Raw genomic sequence first — 8,754 nt, 5'->3', positions numbered from 1 at the left:
CCCGGCAACAGCATCACGTCGGCGCTCGCGAACGAATTCGCCGAAGCGGCGCCGGGGCTGCACACGTCCGCGCTCATGGAGCTCGGCCTGATCCTGTTCGTGATCACGTTCATCGTGCTCGCGATCTCGAAGCTGATGCTGCTGCGCCTCGAACGCGGGGAGGGCCGCAAATGAGCGCGCCGATCGTCAACATGCGGGTCCGGACGGCGCCGTGCTCGACGCGATGCGCGCGCGATTGCAGCGCCGCCGCAAGGCGACCAACGTGATCGCGCTGACCGCGTCGCTCGCCGCGATGGCGTTCGGCCTGCTCTGGCTCGTCTGGATTCTCTACACGACGCTGCATCTGGGGATCGACGGGCTGTCGCTCACGCTCTTCAGCGAATCGACGCCGCCGCCCAACACGGCGGGCGGCGGGCTCGCGAACGCGATCGTCGGCAGCCTGCTGCTCGTCGCGCTTGCGACGTTCGTCGGCACGCCGATCGGCATTCTCGCGGGCGTCTATCTCGCCGAGTACGGCCAGAAGAGCTGGCTCGCGAGCGTGATGCGCTTCATCAACGACATCCTGCTGTCGGCGCCGTCGATCGTCGTCGGTCTGTTCGTGTACGCGCTCGTCGTCGCGAAATCCGGCCACTTCAGCGGCTGGGCGGGCGTGATCGCGCTCGCGCTGCTGCAGATCCCGATCGTGATCCGCACGACCGAGAACATGCTGAAGCTCGTGCCGAATGCGCTGCGCGAGGCTGCCTTCGCGCTCGGCACGCCGAAGTGGCGGATGATCCTGAAGATCACGCTGCGCGCGTCGGTGGGCGGGATCATCACGGGCGTGCTGCTCGCGGTCGCGCGGATTGCCGGCGAAACCGCGCCGCTCTCTTCACCGCGCTGTCGAACCAGTTCTTCTCGGTCGACATGAACCAGCCGATGGCGAACCTGCCCGTCACGATCTTCAAGTTCGCGATGAGCCCGTTTGCGGAATGGCAGTCGCTCGCATGGGCGGGCGTGTTCCTGATTACGCTCGGGGTGCTGGGACTCAATATCCTCGCGCGCTCGGTCTTCTCGAAAAAGTAACGGCGGAGCAATCCGATGAACATGGCAGAAAGCCACCTCGATCCCTCGAAACTCGCCACGGGTCCGGCCGGCGTCGGCGCGGCGGCGGGCAGCGTCCGCTCGCGCCGCTCAACGCGAAGATCGAAGTCAAGAACCTGAACTTCTTCTACAACAATTTCCACGCGCTGAAGAACATCAACCTGAGCATTCCCGAGGGGAAGGTGACGGCGTTCATCGGCCCGTCGGGCTGCGGCAAGTCGACGCTCCTGCGCACGTTCAACAAGATGTACGCGCTCTACCCGGAGCAGCGCGCGGAAGGCGAGATCGTGATGGACGGCGAGAACCTGCTGCAGTCGAAGCTCGACATCTCGCTCTTGCGCGCGCGCATCGGCATGGTGTTCCAGAAGCCGACGCCGTTCCCGATGTCGATCTACGACAACATCGCGTTCGGCGTGAAGATGTTCGAGCGGCTTACGCGCTCGGAGATGGACGACCGCGTCGAATGGGCGCTCACGAAGGCGGCGCTCTGGAACGAAGTGAAGGACAAGCTGGGCCAGAGCGGCTACGGCCTGTCGGGCGGCCAGCAGCAGCGTCTTTGCATCGCGCGCGGCATCGCGATCCGGCCCGAGGTGCTGCTCCTCGACGAGCCGTGCTCGGCGCTCGATCCGATCTCGACGGGCCGCATCGAAGAGCTGATCGCGGAGCTCAAGAGCGACTACACGGTCGTCATCGTCACGCACAACATGCAGCAGGCGGCGCGCTGCTCGGACTACACCGCGTACATGTATCTCGGTGAGCTGATCGAGTTCGGCGAAACGGAGAAGATCTTCATCAAGCCGGTGCGCAAGGAAACGGAAGACTACATCACGGGCCGCTTCGGCTGACCGGGTGACGGAGGGCAACAATGTCGGATAAACATCTGTCGAGCCAGTTCGACGCCGATCTCAACGCGGTGTCGTCGAAGGTGCTCGAAATGGGCGGCCTCGTCGAGGCGCAGATCACCGAAGCGATGCATGCGCTGAACGAGTTCGACCGCAACGCGGCCGAGCGCGTGATCGAGACGGAGGAGCGCCTCAATCACATGGAAGTCGAGATCGACGAGGAGTGCGGCAACATCATCGCGCGCCGGCAGCCGGCCGCACGCGACCTGCGTCTCCTGATGTCGATCTCGAAGACGATCACGAACCTCGAGCGCGCGGGCGACGAGGCCGAGAAGATCGCGAAGCGCGTGCGCCGTCTCGTCGACGAGCCCGCCGCGCGCGGCGTGAACATCGCCGAGATCAAGGTGTCGGGCGACATGGCGGTCACGATCCTGCGCCGCGCGCTCGATGCGTTCGCGCGCCTCGATACCGTCGCCGCCGCGCAGATCGTCAAGGACGACAAGGAGATCGACCAGGAATTCCGTGCGTTCGTGCGCAAGCTCGTATCGTACATGCAGGAAGATCCGCGGACGATCTCGGTCGGCCTCGATTATCTGTTCATCGCGAAGGCGATCGAGCGGATCGGCGATCACGCGAAGAACATCGCCGAATTCATCATCTACATCGTGAAGGGCACCGACGTGCGGCACCAGCCGCGCGACCTGCTCGATCGCGAAGCCAATAGCTAACTGCCGACAAGGACGGACCGAGGTGCCGATGCCCAGCAACATTCTCGTCATCGAAGATGAGCCCGCGATTTCCGAATTGATTTCGGTGAACCTGCAACACGCGGGACATTGCCCGATTCGCGCTTACAACGCGGAGCAGGCGCAGAGCCTGATCAGCGACGTGCTGCCCGATCTGGTGCTGCTCGACTGGATGCTGCCGGGCAAGTCGGGCATCGCATTCGCGCGCGACCTGCGCAACAACGAGCGCACGAAGCACATCCCGATCATCATGCTGACCGCGCGCGGCGACGAGCAGGACAAGGTGCTCGGCCTCGAGATCGGCGCGGACGACTACGTGACGAAGCCGTTCTCGCCGAAGGAGCTGATGGCGCGGATCAAGGCAGTGCTGCGGCGTCGCGCGCCGCAACTGACCGAGGACGTCGTGTCGATCAACGGGCTGCGGCTCGACCCGGCGACGCATCGCGTCGCCGCGCAGGGGGACGGCAGCGAGATCAAGCTCGATCTCGGCCCGACAGAGTTCCGCCTGCTGCATTTCTTCATGACCCATCCGGAGCGCGTCCACAGCCGCACGCAGTTGCTCGACCAGGTCTGGGGCGACCACGTGTTCGTCGAGGAGCGCACGGTCGACGTGCACATCAAGCGGCTGCGCGCCGCGCTCAAGCCGGCCGGCTGCGATGCTATGATCGAAACCGTGCGCGGCAGCGGCTACCGGCTCGCGAAACACGCGTAACGGGCGCGCGGCGCGAGGGAGCCGCGCCGCAGCGTGCCATCGTTTTCCTCTTTCGTCGGGCGCCGTATCATGAACATCATCTGGGCGCGCTTTCTGGTGTCGCTCGTCTTGCTCGCGCTCGTCAGCGCGATCATCGGCGCAATCGCGGGCCCCGTGCCGGGCCTCGTTTTCGCGCTCGCGATGCTCGTCGTGCAGGGCTTCGTCAGCACGTTTCACACGCAGCGCCTCTGGCGCCTGCTCGATGCGCCCGTCTACGGAGAAGTGCCGAGCGCGCCGGGCATCTGGGGCGAGATCTATTACCGGCTGCACAAGCTCGCGAAGCAATGGCACGCGCAGGTGCGCCAGGTCGAGCAGCAGCATTCGCGCTTCATCCAGGCGATCCAGGCGTCGCCGAACGGCGTCGCGATGCTCGACGACCGCGATCAGATCGAGTGGTGCAACGCGATCGCCGAAGTGCACTTCGGACTCGACACGAAGCGCGACCTGCGCCAGCACATCACGCATCTCGTCCGCCATCCGGATTTCGTCCGCTACCTGAACGGCCAGCATTACGACGAGACGCTCGTGATGCGCGGCATGGGCGGCAACCGGCAGAACGTGCTCGCCGTGCAGGTGTTTCCATACGGCGAGAATCGCAAGCTGCTGCTCACGCAGGACATCACCGAGCTCGAGCGCACCGACGCGATGCGGCGCGACTTCGTCGCGAACGTGTCGCACGAGCTGAAGACGCCGCTCACCGTGCTGTCGGGCTTTCTCGAGACGATGCGCGAGCTGCCGCTGTCCGACGACGAGCGCGCGCGCTATCTGGAGCTGATGGAGCAGCAGGCGTCGCGGATGCGGCACATCGTCACCGATCTGCTCGTGCTCGCGAAGCTCGAGGGCGAAGGCAAGCCGCCTGCCGATCGCGCGGTCGACATGCGCACGGTGCTCGATCACCTGAAGGACGATGCGCAGACGCTGTCGAACGGGCATCACGAGATCACGTTCAAGGTCGACGAGACGCTCGCGGTGACGGGCGCGCAGACCGAGATCTTCAGCGCGCTCGGCAATCTCGTGACGAATGCGATCCGCTATACGCCGGAGGGCGGGACGATTCGCGTCGAATGGCGGCGTGACGGCGCGCAGGCGGTGTTCTCGGTCACGGACAGCGGGCTCGGCATCCCGGTCGCCGATCTGCCGCGGCTCACCGAGCGGTTCTACCGCGTCGATCGCAGCCGCTCGCGCGACACGGGCGGCACGGGGCTCGGGCTCGCGATCGTCAAGCACGTGCTGCAACGGCACGATGCGCAACTGGCGATCCAGAGCGAGGAAGGGCGCGGCAGCACGTTTGCCGCGCGCTTTCCCGCGCATCGGACGATCAGCCGGCGGCATGCGGCGTGACGTGACGCGCGTGCGGCGCGGTGCGCTCGACGCCTGCGCCGCGCCGGAGGGTGTCGTGCTTCTCCGTCAACGGTTTTCGACTCGGCGGAAAACGCGCCGCGCCGCCGCCCGTCAGCAGAATTTCGCGAGGAGCCCGAGCTGTGCGTTGCGCGGCGCCTTGCCCGCGCGGCGGCGGCGATAGTGGCCGTCGCTCTGCATGAGCCACGCGGACTGGTTGTCGCCGAGGAACACCGACAGCCCTTCTGCGATCACGCGGCGCTTCAACTTGCGCTCGCGCACCGGGAACGCGACTTCGACACGACGGAACAGATTCCGATCCATCCAGTCGGCGCTCGACAGATAGACGAGCTCTTCACCGTCCGCGTGGAAGTAATAGATCCGATGGTGCTCGAGAAAGCGCCCGACGATCGAGCGCACCGTGATGTTCTCCGACAGCCCCGGCACGCCGGGCTGCAGCGCGCAGACGCCGCGCACGATCAGGTCGACCTTCACGCCGGCTTGCGACGCCTCGTAGAGCTCGGCGATCACGGTCGGCTCGAGCAGCGCGTTCATCTTCGCCACGATCCGTGCCCGCTTGCCGGCGCGCGCGTTCCCGGCTTCCGCGCGGATGTGCTCGATCAGCCGCGGGTGCAGCGTGAACGGCGATTGCCACATCTCGTGCAGCTTCAGCTCGCCGCCGATGCCCGTCAATTGCTGGAACACGTGATGCACGTCCTCGCAGATCGTGGGCTCCGACGTCATCAATCCGAAGTCGGTGTAGACGCGCGCGGTGCGTGGATGATAGTTGCCGGTGCCGAGGTGCGCGTAGCGGCGCAGCATTGATTTGCCGCCTTGCGTCACGCGGCGCACGATCAGCATCATCTTCGCGTGGCACTTGTGGCCGACGACGCCGTACACGACGTGCGCGCCCACCGATTCGAGCTGCGCGGCCCAGTTGATGTTCGTCTCCTCGTCGAAGCGCGCGAGCAGCTCGACCACGACCGTCACTTCCTTGCCGTTGCGCGCGGCTTCCATCAGCGCGTCCATCAGCGGCGAATCGGTGCCCGTGCGGTAGATCGTCTGCTTGATCGCGACGACGCTCGGGTCCCGCGCCGCCTGCTGCAGCAGTTCGAGCACCGGCTGGAAGCTCTCGTATGGGTGGTGCAGCAGGATGTCGCCGCGATCGATCGCGTCGAACATCGACGGCGCGTTCGCGACCGCGGGCGGGATCGCCGGCAGGAATGGCGTGAACTTGAGCTCGGGCAGGTCGACGAGATCCGGCAACTGCATCAGCCGCACGAGATTGACGGGGCCGTCGACGCGATAGCAATCCTTCTCGGTCAGGCCGCTTTCGTCGAGCAGGCGCCGCACGAGATGCGGCGGCGTGTCGGCCGACACCTCGAGCCGCACCGCATTGCCGAGATGGCGCGCGGGCAGCTCGCCCTGCAGCGCGACGCGCAGGTTCGTGATTTCGTCCTCGTCGACGAAGAGCTCGCTGTTGCGCGTGATCCGAAACTGGTTGCAGCTCTTGACGACGAGCTTCGGAAACAGCTCGCCGACGAAGCGCTGCATCAGCGAGCTCAGCAGCACGAAGCCGTGCTGAAAGCCCGACAGTTCCTGCGGCACGCGCACGAGGCGCGGCAGCGCGCGCGGCGCCTGCACGATGCCCATCACCGCCTGACGGCCGAACGCGTCGCGGCCTTCGAGCTCGATCACGAAGTTCAGGCTCTTGTTCAGCACGCGCGGGAACGGATGCGCGGGATCGAGGCCGATCGGCGTGAGAACGGGCAGCAGCTCGTCGAAGAAATAGCGGCGCGCCCATTCGATCTGCGCGTCGCTCCATGTCTCGGTGCCGTGAAAATAGATGCCTTCCTGTTCGAGCGCGGGCAGGATCGTTTCGTGCAGCATCGTGTACTGCCGGTGCACGAGCCGCTGCGCGCGCTCGACGACGAGGTCGTACACATGCTGCAGCGACATGCCGTCCGGCGCGAGCGCGCCCGGATTGTCGCGCATCTGCTCCTGAAGGCCGGCCATCCGGACTTCGAAGAATTCGTCGAGGTTGCTGCTCGTGATGCAGATGAAGCGCAGGCGTTCGAGGAGCGGGACGTGCGGATCGGCGGCTTGGGCGAGCACGCGCTCGTTGAAGCCGAGGATGCCGAGCTCGCGATTCAGAAGCGGATAACGAAGGGACATCGGCAGAGAATACGGAAGGTCAGGCGCAGACTCGAAAGGTCGCTCGGAAATTCTCACGGTGCGATGACGTGCTGATGACAGTTTGATGTTTATCGGCAAATCATACGCTCGAAAACCTGGGATTTCATAAAAGCGTCCTCTGGATACAATGAAAGCATGTGTCGGCCGGCTCGCGGCCGACACCGGAAGGCGCGCAGCGCTTAAAATGGCGCCTTTGATCTTTTCGGTACGCGCAGCATCGCCTGCGCGCACCAGGCGAGAACGGAGCCCCCTCGATGGTTACATCCCCGCATCTACTGGCTGCCGTCGATCTCGGCTCGAACAGCTTCCGGCTCATTGTCGGGCGCGTCGAGGAGACGCCCGCCGGCAGCCAGATCTATCCCGTCGACGCGCTGCGCGAGCCCGTGCGGCTCGCGGCGGGCCTGTCCCGCGACAAGATGCTCGATCGCGCGTCGCAGGAGCGCGGGTGGGAGGCGCTCAAGCGCTTCGGCGAGCGGTTGCGCGATTTTCATCCCGATCACGTGCGCGCGGTCGCGACCAATACGCTGCGGGTCGCGAAGAACGCCGGCGAGTTTCTCGCCGAGGCGGAGGCGGCGCTCGGCTTTCCGATCGAGGTGATCGCGGGCCGCGAGGAAGCGCGCCTCATCTATGCGGGCGCCGCGCACTCGGTGCCGGCGAACACCGGCAAGCGGCTCGTCGTCGACATCGGCGGCGGCTCGACCGAGTTCATCATCGGCCAGCACTACATGCCGCTCGTGATGGAGAGCCTCTACATTGGCTGCGTGAGTCACAGCCGCGCGTTCTTTCCGGCCGGCAACGTGGACGAATACACGATGCGCCAGGCCGAGCTCGCCGCGAAGCGCGAAATCCAGATCATTTCCGGCGAATACAAGAAGGCGGGGTGGGATCAGGCGATCGGCTCGTCCGGCACCGCGCGCGCGCTCGCGGAGCTCGTCGAGGCGAACGGCTTCAACGACGCGGGCGTGTCGCACGGCATCTCGCGCGGCGGGCTCGAGCGCCTGAAGCGCGCGCTCATCAAGGCCGAGAACGTGAACCGGCTGAAGCTCGTCGCGCTGAAGCCCGATCGCGTGCCGGTGCTCGCGGGCGGCCTGTCGATCATGCTCGCGGTGTTCGAGGAGCTCGGCATCGACTACGTCGACACGACGGACGGCGCGCTGCGCCTGGGCGTGCTGTACGACCTGCTCGGCCGCACGCAGCACGAGGACATGCGCGCGGTGACGGTCGACGGCTTCACGCGCCGCTACGGCGTCGATCGCGCGCAGGCGGCGCGCATCGGCGCGCTCGCCGCGCGTTTCTACGACCAGCTCGACGAGCCCGAAGGCGAGGCTCGCGACGAAAGCCGCACGTTCCTCGGCTGGGCGGCCGCGTTGCACGAGATCGGGCTGTCGATTTCGCACAGCGCGTACCACAAGCATTCGGCGTACATCGCGAGCAACGCCGACATGCCGGGTTTCTCGCGCACCGACCAGGCGCGGCTCGCCGCGCTCGTGCTCGGGCACGCGGGCAAGCTCGGCAAGCTGTCGCAGTCGCGCGAAGTCGAATGGCCGCTGCTGTTCTGCCTGCGCCTCGCGTCGCTGCTGTGCCGGCGCCGGAACGACGCCGGCCTGCCCGACATCAGCGTCGCGCAGATGAAAAAGGGCGGCTACGAGGTGCACCTGCCGAGCGCGTGGGTCCAGCAGAATCCGCTCACCGACTACAGCCTCAGTCAGGAGGCTGCCGAGTGGGAGAAGGTCGGCATTCCGTATCGCGTCGTCTATACGGGCGCGTGATCCGGTTGTGCCGCCCGCGCATTGGGCTGTCG

At 66.1% G+C, this 8,754-nt stretch carries 5 protein-coding genes and 3 pseudogenes; 7 read left to right on the top strand and 1 reads right to left on the bottom strand.

The genetic code is table 11. From position 1 onward, the window contains the following. The 6 genes and pseudogenes from pstC to phoR form a co-directional block, all read left to right on the top strand. Positions 1 to 174 (top strand): annotated as a pseudogene (gene pstC, locus WT16_RS02255) (phosphate ABC transporter permease PstC); the annotation flags it as partial. Next, positions 171 to 1,062: pseudogene (gene pstA, locus WT16_RS02250) on the top strand (phosphate ABC transporter permease PstA). The pseudogenes pstC and pstA, both read left to right, overlap by 4 nt. A gap of 15 nt (positions 1,063 to 1,077) precedes the next feature. Continuing rightward, positions 1,078 to 1,925 (top strand): annotated as a pseudogene (gene pstB / locus WT16_RS02245) (phosphate ABC transporter ATP-binding protein PstB). A gap of 20 nt (positions 1,926 to 1,945) precedes the next feature. Beyond that, positions 1,946 to 2,650, top strand: coding sequence for a phosphate signaling complex protein PhoU (phoU, locus tag WT16_RS02240; protein WP_006026354.1), 705 nt, complete (start codon positions 1,946 to 1,948; stop codon positions 2,648 to 2,650). Positions 2,651 to 2,678: 28 nt separating this feature from the next. Continuing rightward, positions 2,679 to 3,380 (top strand): phosphate regulon transcriptional regulator PhoB, encoded by a 702-nt coding sequence (gene phoB, locus WT16_RS02235; protein ID WP_009911934.1) that lies wholly within the window; start codon positions 2,679 to 2,681, stop codon positions 3,378 to 3,380. A 69-nt stretch (positions 3,381 to 3,449) separates the two neighbouring features. After that, on the top strand, positions 3,450 to 4,760 hold the full coding sequence (phoR, locus tag WT16_RS02230; RefSeq protein WP_063532617.1) for a phosphate regulon sensor histidine kinase PhoR: 1,311 nt from the start codon (positions 3,450 to 3,452) through the stop codon (positions 4,758 to 4,760). A gap of 111 nt (positions 4,761 to 4,871) precedes the next feature. Here phoR and ppk1 read toward each other — a convergent pair whose 3' ends face one another. Next, positions 4,872 to 6,932, bottom strand: coding sequence for a polyphosphate kinase 1 (gene ppk1, locus WT16_RS02225; RefSeq protein ID WP_006026357.1), 2,061 nt, complete (start codon positions 6,930 to 6,932; stop codon positions 4,872 to 4,874). Positions 6,933 to 7,207: 275 nt separating this feature from the next. Between ppk1 and ppx the strand changes: the two genes are divergently transcribed. Then, positions 7,208 to 8,722 carry an exopolyphosphatase gene (ppx, locus tag WT16_RS02220; RefSeq protein ID WP_006026358.1) on the top strand — a complete coding sequence of 505 codons (1,515 nt, stop codon included), beginning with the start codon at positions 7,208 to 7,210 and terminating at the stop codon, positions 8,720 to 8,722. The last annotated feature ends 32 nt before the right edge of the window (positions 8,723 to 8,754 follow it).

Source organism: Burkholderia sp. MSMB1589WGS (genome assembly GCF_001636105.1).
In the GTDB taxonomy this organism is placed as follows: Bacteria; Pseudomonadota; Gammaproteobacteria; order Burkholderiales; family Burkholderiaceae; genus Burkholderia; species Burkholderia humptydooensis.
The sequence above is the reverse complement of the archived record's forward strand: the minus strand, read 5'-3'. Positions and strand labels throughout refer to the sequence as shown.